At 59.1% G+C, this 15,865-nt stretch carries 15 protein-coding genes and 2 tRNA genes; 12 read left to right on the top strand and 5 right to left on the bottom strand.

Translation table 11 applies throughout. From position 1 onward, the window contains the following. Positions 1–24 precede the first annotated feature (24 nt). The 6 genes from DSCA_RS17230 (at position 25) to DSCA_RS17205 (ending at position 5,541) form a co-directional block, all read left to right on the top strand. A complete protein-coding gene (locus tag DSCA_RS17230; RefSeq protein ID WP_155317600.1) occupies positions 25–714 on the top strand; it encodes an SPOR domain-containing protein in 690 nt (229 codons plus the stop codon). 15 nt (positions 715–729) lie between these two features. After that, complete coding sequence (gene gatC, locus DSCA_RS17225; RefSeq protein ID WP_155317599.1) at positions 730–1,014, top strand: Asp-tRNA(Asn)/Glu-tRNA(Gln) amidotransferase subunit GatC; 285 nt, start codon at positions 730–732, stop codon at positions 1,012–1,014. 62 nt (positions 1,015–1,076) lie between these two features. Then, a complete protein-coding gene (gene gatA, locus DSCA_RS17220) occupies positions 1,077–2,540 on the top strand; it encodes an Asp-tRNA(Asn)/Glu-tRNA(Gln) amidotransferase subunit GatA (protein ID WP_155317598.1) in 1,464 nt (487 codons plus the stop codon). Between the two features lie 51 nt (positions 2,541–2,591). Continuing rightward, positions 2,592–2,774 carry a hypothetical protein gene (locus DSCA_RS17215; RefSeq protein ID WP_155317597.1) on the top strand — a complete coding sequence of 61 codons (183 nt, stop codon included), beginning with the start codon at positions 2,592–2,594 and terminating at the stop codon, positions 2,772–2,774. 79 nt (positions 2,775–2,853) lie between these two features. Further along, complete coding sequence (gene mutL / locus DSCA_RS17210) at positions 2,854–4,731, top strand: DNA mismatch repair endonuclease MutL (protein ID WP_155317596.1); 1,878 nt, start codon at positions 2,854–2,856, stop codon at positions 4,729–4,731. A 291-nt stretch (positions 4,732–5,022) separates the two neighbouring features. Beyond that, the gene (locus DSCA_RS17205) at positions 5,023–5,541 is read left to right on the top strand and encodes a YcbK family protein (protein ID WP_197904615.1); all 519 of its coding nucleotides are present in this window, start codon (positions 5,023–5,025) and stop codon (positions 5,539–5,541) included. 119 nt (positions 5,542–5,660) lie between these two features. On the opposite strand, the gene DSCA_RS17200 is transcribed toward DSCA_RS17205, so the two are convergent. The 3 genes from DSCA_RS17200 to DSCA_RS17190 all read right to left on the bottom strand — a co-directional run bounded on the left by DSCA_RS17200 (position 5,661) and on the right by DSCA_RS17190 (position 7,747). Beyond that, on the bottom strand, positions 5,661–7,394 hold the full coding sequence (locus tag DSCA_RS17200; protein ID WP_167527831.1) for a L,D-transpeptidase family protein: 1,734 nt from the start codon (positions 7,392–7,394) through the stop codon (positions 5,661–5,663). A 128-nt stretch (positions 7,395–7,522) separates the two neighbouring features. Continuing rightward, a tRNA-Ser gene (locus DSCA_RS17195) sits at positions 7,523–7,615 on the bottom strand. A 46-nt stretch (positions 7,616–7,661) separates the two neighbouring features. After that, positions 7,662–7,747 (bottom strand) — tRNA-Ser (locus tag DSCA_RS17190). A 289-nt stretch (positions 7,748–8,036) separates the two neighbouring features. Between DSCA_RS17190 and DSCA_RS17185 the strand changes: the two genes are divergently transcribed. From DSCA_RS17185 to DSCA_RS17175, 3 genes are all read left to right on the top strand, one after another. After that, positions 8,037–8,513 (top strand): hypothetical protein, encoded by a 477-nt coding sequence (locus DSCA_RS17185; protein ID WP_155317593.1) that lies wholly within the window; start codon positions 8,037–8,039, stop codon positions 8,511–8,513. 501 nt (positions 8,514–9,014) lie between these two features. Continuing rightward, positions 9,015–9,956, top strand: a complete 942-nt coding sequence (locus DSCA_RS17180) for a hydrogenase small subunit (RefSeq protein ID WP_155317592.1) — start codon at positions 9,015–9,017, stop codon at positions 9,954–9,956. A gap of 52 nt (positions 9,957–10,008) precedes the next feature. Next, the gene (locus DSCA_RS17175) at positions 10,009–11,658 is read left to right on the top strand and encodes a nickel-dependent hydrogenase large subunit (RefSeq protein WP_155317591.1); all 1,650 of its coding nucleotides are present in this window, start codon (positions 10,009–10,011) and stop codon (positions 11,656–11,658) included. A gap of 224 nt (positions 11,659–11,882) precedes the next feature. On the opposite strand, the gene DSCA_RS17170 is transcribed toward DSCA_RS17175, so the two are convergent. Together DSCA_RS17170 and DSCA_RS17165 are read right to left on the bottom strand one after the other, a co-directional pair. After that, the gene (locus DSCA_RS17170; RefSeq protein ID WP_155317590.1) at positions 11,883–12,308 is read right to left on the bottom strand and encodes a 4Fe-4S binding protein; all 426 of its coding nucleotides are present in this window, start codon (positions 12,306–12,308) and stop codon (positions 11,883–11,885) included. Positions 12,309–12,342: 34 nt separating this feature from the next. Then, a complete protein-coding gene (locus DSCA_RS17165; protein WP_167527830.1) occupies positions 12,343–14,310 on the bottom strand; it encodes an aldehyde ferredoxin oxidoreductase family protein in 1,968 nt (655 codons plus the stop codon). 177 nt (positions 14,311–14,487) lie between these two features. Here DSCA_RS17165 and DSCA_RS17160 point away from each other — a divergent pair, with 177 nt between their 5' ends. The 3 genes from DSCA_RS17160 (at position 14,488) to DSCA_RS17150 (ending at position 15,855) form a co-directional block, all read left to right on the top strand. Beyond that, entirely contained in the window at positions 14,488–14,991 is a 504-nt protein-coding gene (locus DSCA_RS17160) for a carboxypeptidase-like regulatory domain-containing protein (RefSeq protein WP_155317588.1), read from the top strand. A gap of 120 nt (positions 14,992–15,111) precedes the next feature. After that, positions 15,112–15,606 (top strand): HyaD/HybD family hydrogenase maturation endopeptidase, encoded by a 495-nt coding sequence (locus DSCA_RS17155; protein WP_155317587.1) that lies wholly within the window; start codon positions 15,112–15,114, stop codon positions 15,604–15,606. Positions 15,607–15,612: 6 nt separating this feature from the next. After that, on the top strand, positions 15,613–15,855 hold the full coding sequence (locus DSCA_RS17150; RefSeq protein WP_155317586.1) for a HypC/HybG/HupF family hydrogenase formation chaperone: 243 nt from the start codon (positions 15,613–15,615) through the stop codon (positions 15,853–15,855). Positions 15,856–15,865 lie beyond the last annotated feature (10 nt).

Below are 15,865 nucleotides of genomic sequence, written 5' to 3'. Positions count from 1 at the left end.
CACTGCCGGCAAAGGAAATCACTTGTGACAGAGGGCAAGGATACCGAGCCAAAACGGGGAATGGCCTGGGGGCGATACCTGCTGGTCTTTTTCGTTGCGGCCTGGATGTTTGTCCTCGGCGTGCTGGTGGGCCGGGGGACCGCTCCCGTGCATTTCGACACCCAGGCGCTGCAGAAAGAGCTTGCCGCCCTGCGGGACGCCATGATGAAAAAGGAGCGCGAGGCGATAGAAAAAACCATCCGGGGGGAGGACAACAAGACCCCCCTGGAGTTCTATGAGGCCCTGAAACAAGACGATCCGGATACCGCCGTTGCACTTCCGGCGACACCGGTGCCGCCGGCGGCGGCTGCACCGGCTGAATCCGGCGATGCCCTAAAACCGCCCCACAAGAACCGGTCCGCCGTCATGGCCAAGAAAACCGGTTTGTCGGCCAAACCGGGGGGGCGTGCAGCGGTGCCGGCGCCGCCCGCTGCCGGCACCGCGGGCAACCTGACCATCCAGGTGGCGTCCCTCAAGGATCCAACGGCTGCCCAGCGAATCGTTGCAAATCTGAAAAAGGACGGGTATTCTGCCTATCTGTCGAGAATTGTCATCCCCGGCAACGGCCTCTGGTTCAGGGTGCGGGTGGGCAGCTACAAGGGCCGGGAACAAGCGACCGCGGATATGAACCGGCTGATCCGGGCTCGGAAAAAGCCCATCCTGGTCAAAAAATAACAAAGGCTTGACACCATGAAAATATCCAAGGAAGAAGTCCTGCACGTGGCCCACCTGGCCCGGTTGGACATCGATGAGACAGATGTCGACCGGTTTGCCGGCCAGATCGGCACCATTCTTGACTATGTCGATACCCTCAAACAGGTGGACACGGCCGGGGTTCCCGCCACCTCCCATGCCATCACCCTGACCAATGCATTCCGGGAGGACGAGGCGCAGGGCCACCTTGATCCTCAGGACGCCCTGGCCAACGCCCCGGAAAAAGACGACGGGGCCTTTACCGTACCCAGGGTGATCTGATTGGCAATGGGTTGATTCGGAAATCGCTTTACCGGGCAGAAACGCCCCAAGGACGTGACCCCATGAAACTGCATGCACTGACCATCAAGCAGGCCTCCGGCCTGTTGAAAAATAAAGAGATTTCTTCGGTTGAGCTGACCCGGGCCGTTTTGGACCGTATCGATGCGGTGGACGGCAAGGTCGGCGCGTACCTGACCGTTGATGCAGACGGTGCCCTCGACCAGGCGCAAGCGGCCGACCATCGTCTGGCCGCCGGTGATGCTCAGCCGCTGACCGGTATCCCGCTGGGTATCAAGGACCTGATGTGCACCCGGGGCCTGCGCACCACCTGTGCCTCCAAGATGCTTGAAAACTTCGTTCCCCCATACGATGCGACCGTGGTCACGCGATTGAAAAATGCCGGGGCGGTGATCGTGGGCAAGCTCAATATGGATGAGTTTGCCATGGGGTCAACCACCGAACACTCCGGTTTCCAGGTCACGCGCAACCCCTGGAACCTGGACCGCATTCCCGGTGGGTCCAGCGGCGGGTCGGCGGCCGCGGTGTCGGCCGACATGTGCCTGGGGGCCCTGGGGTCGGACACCGGCGGATCCATCCGCCAGCCCGCATCCCATTGCGGGGTGGTGGGGATCAAGCCCACCTACGGCCGGGTATCCCGTTTCGGCCTGGTGGCCTTTGCCTCTTCGTTGGACCAGATCGGCCCCCTGGGTAAAACCGTGGCCGACTGCGCCATCATGCTGGACGCCATTGCCGGCCACGACCCGAAAGATTCCACCTCCGTTGCCGAACCGGTGCCGGCCTTTGCGTCGATTGCCGAGGGGGGGCTTGCGGACGTGGTGGTGGGCATCCCCAAAGAGTTCAGCCAGGCCCAGGGCCTTGATCCTCAGGTGGGTGCGGCGGTTGAGCGGGCGGTTGCCACCATCGAATCGCTGGGCGCCCGATGCATCGAGGTCTCCCTGCCCCACACCGATCATGCCGTGGCCGCCTATTATGTCATCGCCCCCAGTGAAGCCAGTTCCAACCTGGCCCGCTACGATGGTGTGAAATACGGCGCCCGTGACAAGACCCAGACCGATCTGCTCGGGATGTACCGCCGCACCCGGTCCCAGGGATTCGGCGCGGAGGTGCAGCGGCGCATTATTCTGGGCACCTACGCCCTGTCGGCCGGTTACTACGATGCCTATTACGGCAAGGCATCCCAGGTCCGGACCCTGATCAAGAACGATTTCCAATCCGCCTTTGCGTCCTGCGACGCCATCCTTTCCCCGGTGGCGCCCACACCGGCCTATCCGATCGGTGCGACCCTCGAGGATCCGCTGACCATGTACCTGTCGGATATTTTCACCCTGTCGGCCAACCTGGCCGGCATTCCGGGAATATCGGTCCCCTGTGGTTTTTCGGATGACGGCCTGCCCATCGGCCTGCAGGTCATGGGGCGCCATTTTAACGAGGCGATGCTTTTTAAAATCGCCCGGGCGTTCGAAGCGGCGCAAACCATCGCGGATCAGAAGCCTCCCATCGGCTGACAGTTCGATAGGACGAATCGCCTCAACCCATACGCGTAAAGGAGCGAGCCCATGGCCACCATCCAGCCCGAAGGTGAAAACCTGAGAAAAGCGGTCAGATGGATCGCTGAAGAAAAAAAAGCAGGATCTACCCAAAGCCGGCAGCAGCTCATGGAGGCGGCCGGCCTGAAATTCAACCTGACACCTGTGGAAGCGGAGTATCTGGCCCGCAGTTTCAAAGAAATTGCAGGTTGACGCCTGTGCGAAACGGATGCCCTGCCGTCCTGATCCGGACCCCGATCTGTTAGCCATAGACGGACCCCAGACAGCCTAAATGTCCAGCATCAGAATTCTTCCGGAAAACCTGTCCAACAAAATCGCCGCCGGTGAAGTGGTGGAGCGCCCGGCCTCGGTGGTCAAGGAGCTGGTGGAGAATGCCATCGACGCCGGCAGCAGCCGAATTATCGTTGAAATCGAGCAAGGCGGGCGCAAACTCATTCGCGTGTCGGACAACGGGAAAGGCATGGGCCGAGACGATGCCCTGCTCTGCCTGGAACGATACGCCACCAGTAAAATCAGCCGGGAGCCGGATCTGTTTGCCATTCGCACCCTTGGGTTCCGGGGGGAGGCGCTGCCCAGTATTGCCTCGGTCTCCCGCTTCACCCTGGTCACCCGGGAAGCGGATGCCGACGTGGGTACCCGGATTGATGTCGCGGGCGGCCGGATCAACAATGTCTCGGACGCGGGGGCCCCGCCCGGGACCATGATCACCATCGCCGGCCTTTTCTACAACACACCGGCCCGCCGGAAGTTTCTGAAAAGCATCAACACCGAGATGGGGCACATTGCCGACACCCTTGCCAGCATGGCCCTGTGCCGTCCATCCGTTCAATTCCGGTTGTCGCACAACAACCGGATCGTCAAAAGCTGGGCGCCGGCTGCAGACCCCACGGATCGGGTGGCGGATGTCCTCGGCACCGCGATCAGGAATGAACTCCATCCGGTCCAGCGGACCACCGAGGATATCCACATCAGCGGGTGGGTCGCCGCTCCCCGCATGAACCGGTCCACGGCCCGGGGGATTTATCTTTTTGTCAACGGCCGATGGGTCCGGGACCGGGTCATCCAGCACGCCCTGTTTGCCGGCTACCGGGGGCGGCTGATGAAGGGCCAGTATCCGGTGGCGGTGCTGTTTTTAAAGGTGCCCTTTGACCAGGTGGACGTCAATGTGCACCCGACCAAACACGAAATCCGTTTTGTCCGACAAAAAATAGTCCACGACACCCTGCGGGACACCGTGGCCGATGCGCTCAGGCAATCCGATCCCAACCGGTGGGACGTGCCTGAACCGTCAGATGCCGAGCCGTTGCGACAGCCGGCACAGGTGTCCGAGGCCCATGGCCACTACGCGGATCGGAAACTACGACCGGCAGCAGAACAAGTCCCCCGGACCGGTTTTCCTGAACCGAACCCACCGCCGCCGCCGGCCATGGACAGCGATGCGCCTGCCGATCCCAAACCGGCCGCATTGCCGCCTGCCGACGCCCCCCATGCGCCGGCGCCATCGACGGACGGCCCGGCCCGTCGCAGCCCGCCTGCCCGTCAGGCACCATTGTGGAACAGGCGTTTTTTTGCCGACCTGACCCTCCTCGGCCAATACAAGGGAACGTATATCATCTGTGAGTCCGACGATGGCCTGATACTGATCGACCAGCATGCCGCCCACGAGCGCATTGTTTTCGAACAGCTCAAGCGGCGATCCGACGGCCGTCGGCCCACCGCCCAGCGGCTGCTGCTGCCTGAAACCGTTGACCTGGGATTTCGTGAAGCCCAGATCCTGGAGCGCTTGGCCCCGGAACTGGACCGCTACGGGCTGGAGATCGAGCCTTTCGGCGGCAACACGTTCGTGGTCAAGGCCATACCGACCCTGCTGGACAGCGGCGGCATACCGACGCTGGTCACCCGGCTTGTCGAAAAAACGGCCGAAATCGGTGTGGGCGCAGAGATGGAAACGATTCTGGATGGATGCCTCATGGTCATGGCCTGCCACAATGCGATCCGGGCAAACCAGCAGTTTGCCGAGACCCAGATCAAGGCCATGCTGGAACAACTGGACCTGTGCGATAACCCGTCCCACTGCCCCCACGGCAGACCGATCTGGATTCGATGGACCGTCAGGGACCTGGAGAAACAATTCCAGCGGATTGTTTGAGCGCAAGTTTTGTGTCAACGGATTGACAAAATGTGAACACCCTGGCCGCAGATGAAAACATTCCTCGATCGGTCTTCTGTCTGTGAAGCGGTTAATTATTTAAAAATTAATAACAAAAACAGATATTTATATGCTTATCGTGAGTCTTTCCATAACTTCATGCCCATTTCAGCATTCAGGTATGTTTTTTGCTTCTATTGCCTGCGATTTGAACTGATGGCCGAACAGGGCCCAACACGCTGAAATGGGGAGACAAAGATGAACTGTTGCAGCCGCCGAGATTTATTAAAAATGGGATCGGGTTTTCTGGCCACCTGTCTGGTACCGGCAGCCGGATGGGCCGCCCTGCTGCCCGACGGCACCCGACGGTCCCTTTCCTTTTTCAACACCCATACCGGCGAGCGACTGGCCCTCTGCTATTTCAAAGACGGTGCCTACTGCCCCGATGCCATGAGGCGCATCAACCACATATTGAGAGATCATCGCACCGGCGATGTCCAGGCGATGGATTTCCGGTTGATGGACCTGCTTTATTCCGTCCATCGCCACGTGGGGGCCGGCTCTCCCTTTCACATCATTTCCGGCTACCGCTCGCCCAAGACCAACGCCCGGCTCCGCAAGCAAAGTTCAGGGGTGGCCAAGTTCAGCTACCACATGCTGGGCCGCGCCATCGACATTCGCCTGCCGGGACATGACACCCGCAAGCTCCGCAAGGCCTGCATGGATTTGAAAACCGGCGGCGTCGGCTACTATCCCCGATCGGATTTTGTGCACGTGGATACCGGGGCGTTTCGAACCTGGAACGGGTAAGCGGCGCCACTCCCCATCAGGGTTAAAAAAACCAAAGCCACCCGGGACGGTTTGCCAACTCCAGGGTGGCTTTTATTTTTTGGCTTTAGCGGAGAAATCGGCCGGCATGGTCGGTTTGGCTATCGGCGGACAAAATCAGGCGGCTGGTTCGGTCTTCTCTGGCTCAGGGCCTGGGCCAGATCCCGGTCTCGGTCATAAATGTCGCTGCGAAACTGGATGCTCCCCGTTGCGTCCACCCAGGCGGTCATGTACAACAGATGGACGGGAATCGGATGCTTCAGCCGGATAATCCGGCGGTCTTTTTCCCGGAAGACGTCAGCCAGCGTCTCCGCCGCCCAGCGCGGGTCGTCGGCCAGCACGAAATCAGCAAGCGCCTCAGGTGATTCCAAACGGATGCAGCCGGAGCTGAAATCCCGCTGGGCCCGCTTGAAGAGGGCGCGGTTGGGCGTGTCATGCAGGTATACGGCAAACTGGTTGGGGAACATGAATTTAATCCGCCCCAAGGCGTTATAGGGCCCGGGATCCTGGCGGAGCCTGAAGGGAAAGCGGTTGGCATGGTAGGCCTGCCAGTCCACGGTGGCCGGGTCGATTTCAGGTGCGTCCCTCTCCCAGTTCTCGAAAACGCGGATGCCCTTCGAGGACAGGTAGGTGATATCTTTTTGAAGCTCGGGCAGGATATCCTGGACGGCGATCGTGGTGGGCACATTCCAGTAAGGGTTGACCACGAGATACGTCATTCTCGCGCTGAACACCGGTGAACGTCTGGCCGGCCTGCCCACCACCACCCGCATCTGCAGGCCAACCCGGCCATTTTCAACGGCTTTTAGGTTAAAGTCTGCCGTGTTGACAAGGATGTACCGGGATCCCAGGTCATGGGGCAGCCACCGCCATCGTTCCAGATTGAGAACCACCTGGCGGATGCGCTGGCTGACGGGAACGTTCAACATCCCGTACGTGTCGGGGCCCACGATTCCGTCGACCTTCAGCCCGTGGCGCTGCTGAAACCGCCTTACTGCCGATTCGGTCCCGGCATCGAAAAGCAACGCATCGTCTTCGTGGAAGGCCTGTTCGAGGTCACCGGTCACGGTCAACCGATGGCGAAGGCCGCCCACAGCCGCATCCCGGTCACCCGGCCTGAGTGTCCGGTCGGCACCCAGCAGCGGCCAGCCGCCGGAGGCGGCCAATCGGCGCAGTCGGGCCAACGCGCTTCGAAGCGTCGAATAACCGCTGTGCGCCGGCCTCAATTGTGCCAATGCCCCATCGACATCCCCGGATGAGGCGGCCGCAACGAGCGATGACAGCAGGTCCGCGGCAACCGGGTTGATTTTCCAGTCGTTGTGCAAGGTCTCCGGGTTTACCCGCCCGGCTGCCAGATGGGAGCCATACAGGAGAAAGGCATCGGTGAGAATTAAATCCAGGTCCGCCCACAGCTCGGCAGCCACCGAATCCGGACCCGCTGCGGAGGCCTGTTCACAGATCTCGGCCAGCAGGCCGTCAATGGCCTCGATATGATAGTCCTGCGGTACGAGCCCATCTTCATCGGCACGACCGATGGCCCCGGCCAGGGCCTCCGCTTTTTCCAGTCGCAGCGAGGCATCGATCCACAGGGGCAGATAGTTTCGGTTGTCATAGGCCCGCGGCAGCATTCGGATGCCGCAGATCATTTCTCCCTGGCAGGACAGGGCCTCGATGGCGGTGCCGCCGTCCAGACGGGTTTGGATGGCCTTCTGAACCCGGTCGATGTCGGGACCGGCTGCATGGGCGAGCAGGGAGCCCCCCGTCATGGCAGTGGTCAGAAAGCCGGCGGCCAGCAGGAACAGGGTCGCTACTCGGGACAATGCTGTCTTTGTCAATGAGGTTTTCATGGTGGAATGATTTTGCGGAAGCGGGGGGCCGGTCCCTGACGAAACGGGTTTCGCTGGCTTGACCCAGAAAAGCGATAGCCCGCGGATCAAGCGGGCTATCGGTGCCTTAAGAAAAATGGCGGAGAGAGAGGGATTCGAACCCTCGGTGGAAGTTTCCCCCCACACTCGCTTAGCAGGCGAGCGCCTTCAGCCGGCTCGGCCATCTCTCCGTAATTTTTTTAATCCATCTTACCATAAAATCGTGAAGCGATTATATGGCGGAGGGAGTAGGATTCGAACCCACGGAGCTTTCGCTCAACGGTTTTCAAGACCGCCGCCTTAAACCACTCGGCCATCCCTCCACTGAAATAAGTCGCCTCAATAACATTTCGTACCATCAGCGTCAATCCTTTTATCCCCGGAGGGGAGGGGGGCGGGCGGGTTTTCCTGGCGGCGTGAAAAGTTTCACGTCACCGCATCCGGCGTGCAAGAAATTCTGTCCGGAGCTAAAGACCGGCGGGCAGCTGCCGAATATCGTCAACCGCTCCAAAACGGGATATTTTAAATGATGGTTGACATCACAGATGTTTTATGATGTTCCTCCCTGCACAAAAAATAATAGCGAAATATCGCCTCTGGAGGAAGACGGATATGAAACAAAAATATGTGGTTCTGCTGGACAATGAGGCCGGGAAGCTGGCCATTCAGGAATACGCGGAACTGGACAAGGAGATGCTCTCCCTGTTGTGTGAAGAATCCTACGATGCCGATGTTATCAAATCTTCCATGGACAAGGACCGTAATGCTCTGATCCAGGCACTTCGCACCCATAACATGTACCCGCCGGGAGTCTATACGGAGCGTATTGCCGATGCCATCATCGAGATGTTCCAGCCCGGTGCCAACACTTCTGCCGAGCTGTTTTTCGAAGAGCGGGATTTGTTCGCCCCGGAAGAGGCAGAGGAGATGGATGAAACCGCCGATGCGTCTGCATCCGATAAGGGGATGGCTGTGGATGATCTGCTCGATGAGGACATGGATGATGATTTCGAAGAAAAAGGAATTATCAAGGACTTGAAAAAGACCATAAAGATATCCGATTCGGATACGAATATGGACGATGCCTGATCCCGTCAGGTGTCTCTGAAATCGAAAACGCCCGCGTCCCATGCGGGCGTTTTTTTTATCCCCTGCCATGATTTTCTCCAGGTGGCAAAATCATCCCGCATTGATTCCAACCAGCTTGAACAATAGTTAAAATCCTCTTTTTACCTTGACTTGCCCCGGGTCTTCCACTAATAGTTTCAAACGTTGCTTAATTTTTTTCACCACGTTTGAATTTTTGATGAAACCAGCATTGTCGTTAACTGAATGCCGTGCAGTTGCTCCTGCGCGTTAGCATGCGTTTGCATTTATAGAGATTGACGGATACGGCCCTGATAACTGAAAGCATCGCGAAACGCATTGAGAGCTTCCAAAACAAATCGATACAGCGCCTTTGAGAAGACAAATGGAACCGGGCCGTCCATGAGTTCGCAGATTGTGCCGCTGCACAACCCGCCTCCCATGAACAGCCGGTTCTATTTTTTTTGATCCCCAATCATCCTTAATCAGCATCAGGAGGTGCCAATGGAAAAGGAAAGATCATTTTATGAAAGGTTGAAGGAAAAAGGCGTCTCGCGAAGAGATTTCATGAAGTACTGCACGGCGCTGACGGCAACCATGGGCCTGTCATCATCCTTCGTCCCCAAGGTGGCCGAGGTGTTTGCTGCGCCGGCCCAGCGGCCGCCGGTGGTCTGGCTGCATTTCGGCGAATGCACCGGGTGCTCCGAAGCGTTGCTCAGGACCCAGTACCCCTATATTGACGAGCTGGTTCTGGAAGTGCTCTCGGTGGAATACCATGAAACCATCATGGCCGCCGCCGGGCATCAGGCCGAAGAACAGCTGCAGCATGCAGTCAAGAAATACGACGGAAAATTCATCTGTATCGTAGAGGGCTCCATCGCCACGAAATATAACGGCGGATACGGCAAAGTGGCCGGTCGTTCTTTCCTGGAAATTGCCAAAGAGGTCTGTCCCAAGGCTGCCGCCGTTATTTCCATCGGCACCTGCGCCGCCTACGGCGGTGTTCCCGCCGCCGCCCCGAACCCGGGCGGGTACAAGGGCGTCAGCGATGCCCTGGGCATCAAAACCCTGAACCTTCCCGGTTGCCCGCCCAATCCCATCAACCTGGTGGGGACCGTGGTCAACTACCTGCTTTTGGGCAAACTGCCCGATCTGGACGATAGCGGCCGCCCCCTGTTTGCCTACGGCAAAACCATTCATGACCAGTGCCCCAGACGCGCCCATTTCGAAAACGAGGAATTCGTGGAAGAATTCGGAAGCGAAGAGGCCGCCCTGGGTTACTGCCTTTACAAAGTCGGCTGCCGCGGCCCGGAGACCTACAACAACTGCCCGATTGCCAAATTCAACGACGGCACCAGCTGGCCGGTGGAAGCGGGGCATCCCTGTATCGGCTGCAGTGAGCCGAATTTCTGGGACACCATGTCCCCGTTCTACGAAGAGATGTAAGCCGTCTATCACCGAAATCAGTATTCCTTAACGAATAAGGGAGGATTGCATAATGGGTAAGCGTGTAGTTGTTGATCCGATTACCAGAATAGAGGGCCACCTTCGCATCGAGGTCGAAGTGGCCGGAGGAAAAGTCGTCAACGCCTGGAGTTCGGGGCAGATGTTCCGCGGTATCGAATTGATCCTTCAGGGCCGCGACCCCCGGGACGCGCATCATTTCGTCCAGCGTTCGTGCGGTGTTTGTACCTATGTCCATGCGGTTTCATCGGTTCGGGCCGTGGACAACGCCATTGGCCTGAAAATTCCGAAAAATGCCCGGCTCATCCGGAACCTGCTCCATGGCGCCCAGTACCAGCACGATCACCTGGTCCATTTTTATCATCTGCATGCCCTGGACTGGGTGGATATCGTCAGCGCCCTCAAGGCCGACCCCAAAAAGACCGCCGCCCTGGCCGACAATGTCAGCAATGCCCAGGTGGGCGGTGCCGCCTACTACAAGCAGGTTCAGCAACGCATTCAGACCTTCGTGGACAGCGGCCAGCTGGGTCCCTTCGCCAATGCCTACTGGGGCCACCCGGCCTACAAGCTGCCGCCCGAGGCCAACCTGATGGCCTGTGCCCATTACATCGAAGCCCTTCGGCTGCAGGCCCGGGCCGCACGCATGCACGCCATTTTCGGCGGCAAGAACCCGCATCCCCAGTCTCTGGTGGTGGGCGGCGTCACCAGTGTGGCGGACATGACGCCTGACCGCATTGCCGAATTCCTCTACCTCACCAAAGAAACCCAGGATTTCATTAAAAACGTCTATATCCCGGACCTTCTGGCGGTCGCCTCTTTCTACAAGGACTGGGGGGCCATCGGCGGTACGACCAATTTCCTGACCTACGGCGACTTCCCGTTGACCGACGTCGAGCCGGACAGCCTGTATATGCCCCGGGGCGTGATCAAAAAGCGGGACCTGGCCAACATCGACATGGCCTACGAAGAAAAAGTCACCGAGGAGGTGACCCGCGCCTGGTATGAAGACGGTCCCGCGCTGCATCCCTACAAGGGGGAAACCAAGCCGATCAAGGAAGATCCCAAGTACCGGCCCGACGGGGGCAAGTACACCTGGCTGAAGGCACCGCGCTACGACGGCCTTTCCTGCGAAGTGGGGCCGCTGGCCCGCGTGCTGATGGCCTACGGCAAGGGCCATAAGGACATCAAGCCGATCGTGGACAGTACGCTTCAGAAGCTGGGGGTCCCGGCCGGCGCCCTGTTTTCCACCCTCGGCCGCACCGCTGCCAGAGGCCTGGAAACCATCGCCATCGGTGACGCCATGCAGGGCTGGGTCATGGAACTGGTGGAAAATATAAAGGGGGGCGACACCCAGACGTACGAGCCCTACGAAATGCCGGAAAGCGCCATGGGTGTGGGGCTCAACGATGTGCCTCGCGGCGCTCTGGGCCACTGGATCAAAATCGAGGATGGAAAAATCGGCAACTACCAGTATGTGGTCCCGTCAACCTGGAATTTCGGTCCGCGAGACCAGAAGGGCCAGCTGGGGCCGGTGGAAGAATCCCTGATCGGCACGCCCATCGCCGATCCCAAACAGCCGCTGGAAGTGCTGCGCACCGTCCACTCCTTCGATCCCTGCATCGCCTGTGCGGTTCACGTGATCGATCCGGACTCCAACGAAGTCTACAAGTTCAAAGTGCTCTAACCTGAACATCCGATGATCATCCCCTCCCGGGCGTCCATTCCCGGGAGGGGATTTTTTTTCCAGCACCTCATTTTTGATGCCCCCGTAAAAACTGTCATCCCCGACGGGGTCGCAAAAAAGCCGGGATCAAGGCTTGCGAAGGCCGAGGAATCAGGCGTACTGGCGGTACGCTGCAGTGACGGGGGATGACGCGTAACGCAGATATCGGCTTTTTTACGAACCCGTCATTTTTTTACCTCGGACATCACGATCGCGTCCACCGGGCATTCGGCAGCACAAAACGTGCAGGCGATGCAATCGCGGCCGTTTTTTAAAAATGGCCGGCGAAGGGTTTTCAGGGATCCCCGATCCGGTTTCAGATCGATGCAGCCGGTTGGGCAGGACTCCACGCAGATGGTGCAGGCCATGCAGAGGTCCGGGTCGAATGCCGGCTTCGGCCATTTGGACCGGATGCGGATCCGGTCGCATACGTGGCCTTCGGGGTCCTTCACGCTGGCATGGGGGCATATCCGCCCGCAGGCGCCGCAGTCGATACAGATATTCTCGTCGATGCGGTGGCGTTTCCGGCGCCGTCCGGATATGGCCGCGACCGGACAGATCCTTACGCACACCCCGCAACCGACACAGCGATTCGTAATTTGATAGGCCATGGTCCGCTTCTAACAGATTTCCGGTTTATGTTTTTCAGGCCTCATTTTTGTCCAGGCCCAGGTGGGCCAGGCATGCGTCCGTGGGCACACCGCTGTCGATTTCATATCCCATTTCGCGCCAGTAATAGCGGCGCAGTTTTTCCAGGGGCACGGTCCGGCCCTTGTTGGCCCCCGCCTGTTGGGGCGGTTCACCCAGGACCCGTTTGCTGAGACGGATGTCCTTCGGGGCGATGCCCTGCCTGATGTTGAACATTTGCTTGACCGTCTGGATCCGGTGGCCCACCGTCAGGTAGGCCTGCGGGGAAAGGTCCCATCCGGTGGCGGCGTTGAGCCATTCAAATACCGGAATCCGGTGGGCGCCCAGAAAAGCACCGAACAGGCAGCACCCGGCGCCGTTGATGACGTTCATATACTGGCTGCATGCCGCCCCCATGATCGCCTTTTCCCGATTTGCCCGATATTTGCTGCCCTTCAGGTAGAACAGGGAGGGATCGGGCAAGTCCGGTATTTTTCGCCACAGCTGGAACATTTCATAATACATGTAAGCCCCGATGGTATGGCGCCCCGGGGTGGGTTCGACCACGTTGTGCAGGGCAAAGCCCGGGTCGTAGCGGCCGTCGTGCATACCCAGTTCCTGGCCGCCGGCATGAACCGCCATCTCCCCGGCGTCCCTGCCGATGCGCTCGACCGCCCGCCGGGTGCCGTCGGCCAGCAGGTCGCCGATGCCTTCCCGCCTGACCATTTTTTCCACCAGCCGGACAATGGCTTCGGTATTGCCCCAGGTCAGGGTCAGGCCGTCGGTGTCTAGGGGGGTCAACAGGCCCTTTTCGAAACACTCGATGGCGAAGGCCACCGTGCCGCCCACGGATATGGTGTCCATGCCGGCCCGGTTGAGCAGTTCGTTGAGGTAGTAAATGCTGTCGGCATCTTCATTCAGGCACAGTCCCCCCAGGGCAATGGTGGATTCGTATTCGGGCCGATGCACCTCGGTGGCGCCGTCCGGTGCCAGGCTGATTCCGCCGCATCCCAGGGGGCAGGAGTAGCAGTAGTATTTGGCCACCACCGGCCGGGTAAATTCGTCGGGGTCGATGAGCTTGGATTTGTCCGGCCCGAAATCCCGGTTGGACCCCTTCCAGTTCATCACCGGTGCATCGCCGACTTCGATGGCCATCTGGTTCTGATTGACGGTGCCCCACTTTTTCAGCATCACCTTGTAGAGCATGCCGTCCAGTTTCATCTGGGCGGGCAGCATGCGCATCAGGGCGCCGAGATAGGCCGTCATGGTGCCGTTCAAAAAGGGGGGCTGAAAGGCCACATGGTCGTTGCACGACAGGCTCAGGGCCTTCATTCGCCGGCGGTCATAGGCATGAACCCGCCGGGCGCCGCAAAGGGCAAGGGCCTTGAGCCCTTTGGCCCCCATGACCGCTCCCAGGCCGCTGCGGGCCGCCAGGCGGCCGCCGTGGTTGACGATGCCGGCGATGAGGGAACGGCGTTCGCCGGCCATGCCGATGCATGCCACCCGAACCCGCCGCCGGGCGCCATTTTCAGCTATCAGCAATTGTTCGGTCTCGACGGCGTCCTTGCCCCACAGGTGGGCCGCATCACGAAGTTCGGCCCCTTTGGTGTCGGCGTAAAAATAGACCGGATGGTCGCTTTTGCCGCTAAAAAAAATAGCGTCCACGCCGCATGCCTTGATGCCGGGAGCCAGGTTGCCGCCGCAGTTGGCGTCTCCCCAGGTGCCGGTAAGCGGGCTTTTGCCGACCACCATCCAGCGGCCGGTAAAAAGGGATCCGCTGGCGGTCAGCAGGCCGGACGCGAATCCCAGAATGTTTTCCGGCCCCAGGGGATCCGCACCGGCCGGGATCCGCCGGTACAAGAGCCAGGACGCCAGCCCCGTTCCGGACAGAAAGCGGCTGTAAAGATGGTCGGGAATGGCTTCGGTGGTGATGGTGCCGGTGCTCAGGTCGACCCACAACACCTTTCCCATGTATGAACGATCCATGGATGCCTCCGGGGGAATGGGAACCATTTCTGCCATTGGCAGAACCATCAGAAAAGGTTAACCTTTACTATTTCATGTTTTGAGTATATTTTCAATATCGTGGCTTAAAAAATCCCGCCCGCCGGCCATGGAAACGGCGGGCGGGACCGATGAAAAAATAAACAGCGGAGCGTTGCCATGACTGTCAGTCGATTCGTGGTGATCTTTTTAGTCCTGTCGGTGCTGTTTGGGGCTTCCGGCGAGCCGGCTGCGGCGGAGCAATGGCTGCTGGGCAGCCTTGGTATCAGCGATGACCGGGGCCGGCGGATATATGGTGAATACCTCTCCGTTTTTCTGACCAGCAAGAAGATTTCCGTCCCCCGGTTCGCAGGCCTTGATGCCTTGGAGCGGCATCGACGCCTGGACCGGATCAACCAGATGCATCTGAATTTCTACAAACAGTTTGCCGAACACCGAAATCAGCCCGGTTATCTGGTCGCCCACACCGAATCGTCGGACACGGGCAATTTTGCCTTCCTGAATGTGCCACCCGGCGACTACTATGTTGTCGTTACCTTCCCGGCCATGATCGGCGGCTACAAAGTGGCCTGGCAGGAACCGGTTTCCGTCAGGGCAGGCCGGCCCGGCCACATCACGCTCTGCAGCCGCAACCTGGCGCTTCCCACGGACAGAAGGGATTAAGGATGCGAATCGACTTCGGCGATGATGCCTTGAACCGAGGGTGATTTAGTGCTACCAATGCAGTCTGCTTCAGGGCGAAGGCTTTTATGAACTCCTCACAGACAGCGGAAGACCGAAAATATGAATGCTGAGCACGTCATGATCATGGGGGTCGGCAATATCCTTTTAAGCGATGAAGGCTTTGGCGTCCGGGTGGTTGAGGCGCTGGAGGCGCGCTACGATTTTCCGGAGCATGTATCGGTGATTGATGGCGGTGTGTTGGGTATCAACCTGATGGGCGTCATCGCCGAAGCCGACCAGCTGATCGTTGTGGATGTCATCCGCAACCACGGCGAACCCGGTGACTTGTACCGCATTGACGGGGACGCGATTCCCGAGCGGATTCGGGCCAAAAATTCACTGCACCAGATTGATTTTCTTGAATCCCTGACCCTTTGCCAGGCCTTGGACAAGGTTCCGGAAACGGTTATCGTCGGCATCGAGCCCCGGGATACCGAGACCTTGTGTGTAGACTTGACGGCCACGACCGCAGACCGCATGGACGATGTGATCCAGATGGTATTGGCCGAGCTGGATCGGTTGGGCGTCGCCTACGCAGAAAAAGAAGGGACTTGAATACCTATGTGCCTTGCCATTCCATCAAAAGTCATCAACATCGAAAACAACATGGCCACCATCGACGTGGACGGCGTCCAGCGGTCGGCCAGCATGATGCTGCTCGAAGATGTGGCCGTGGGTGATTATGTCATCGTTCATGCCGGATTTGCCATCCAGAAGCTGGACGCCGCCGCGGCGGCGGAATCCCTGAAACTGCTGCGTGAAGCGGCGGCTTACGTGGACAGTCTGGAAGCCGATAAAGGATAGCGTCCAACGC

It is taken from the genome of Desulfosarcina alkanivorans (assembly GCF_009688945.1).
Classification (GTDB): Bacteria; Desulfobacterota; Desulfobacteria; order Desulfobacterales; family Desulfosarcinaceae; genus Desulfosarcina; species Desulfosarcina alkanivorans.
Note: the sequence above shows the minus strand (reverse complement) of the source record. Positions and strands in the feature narration are given on the sequence as shown.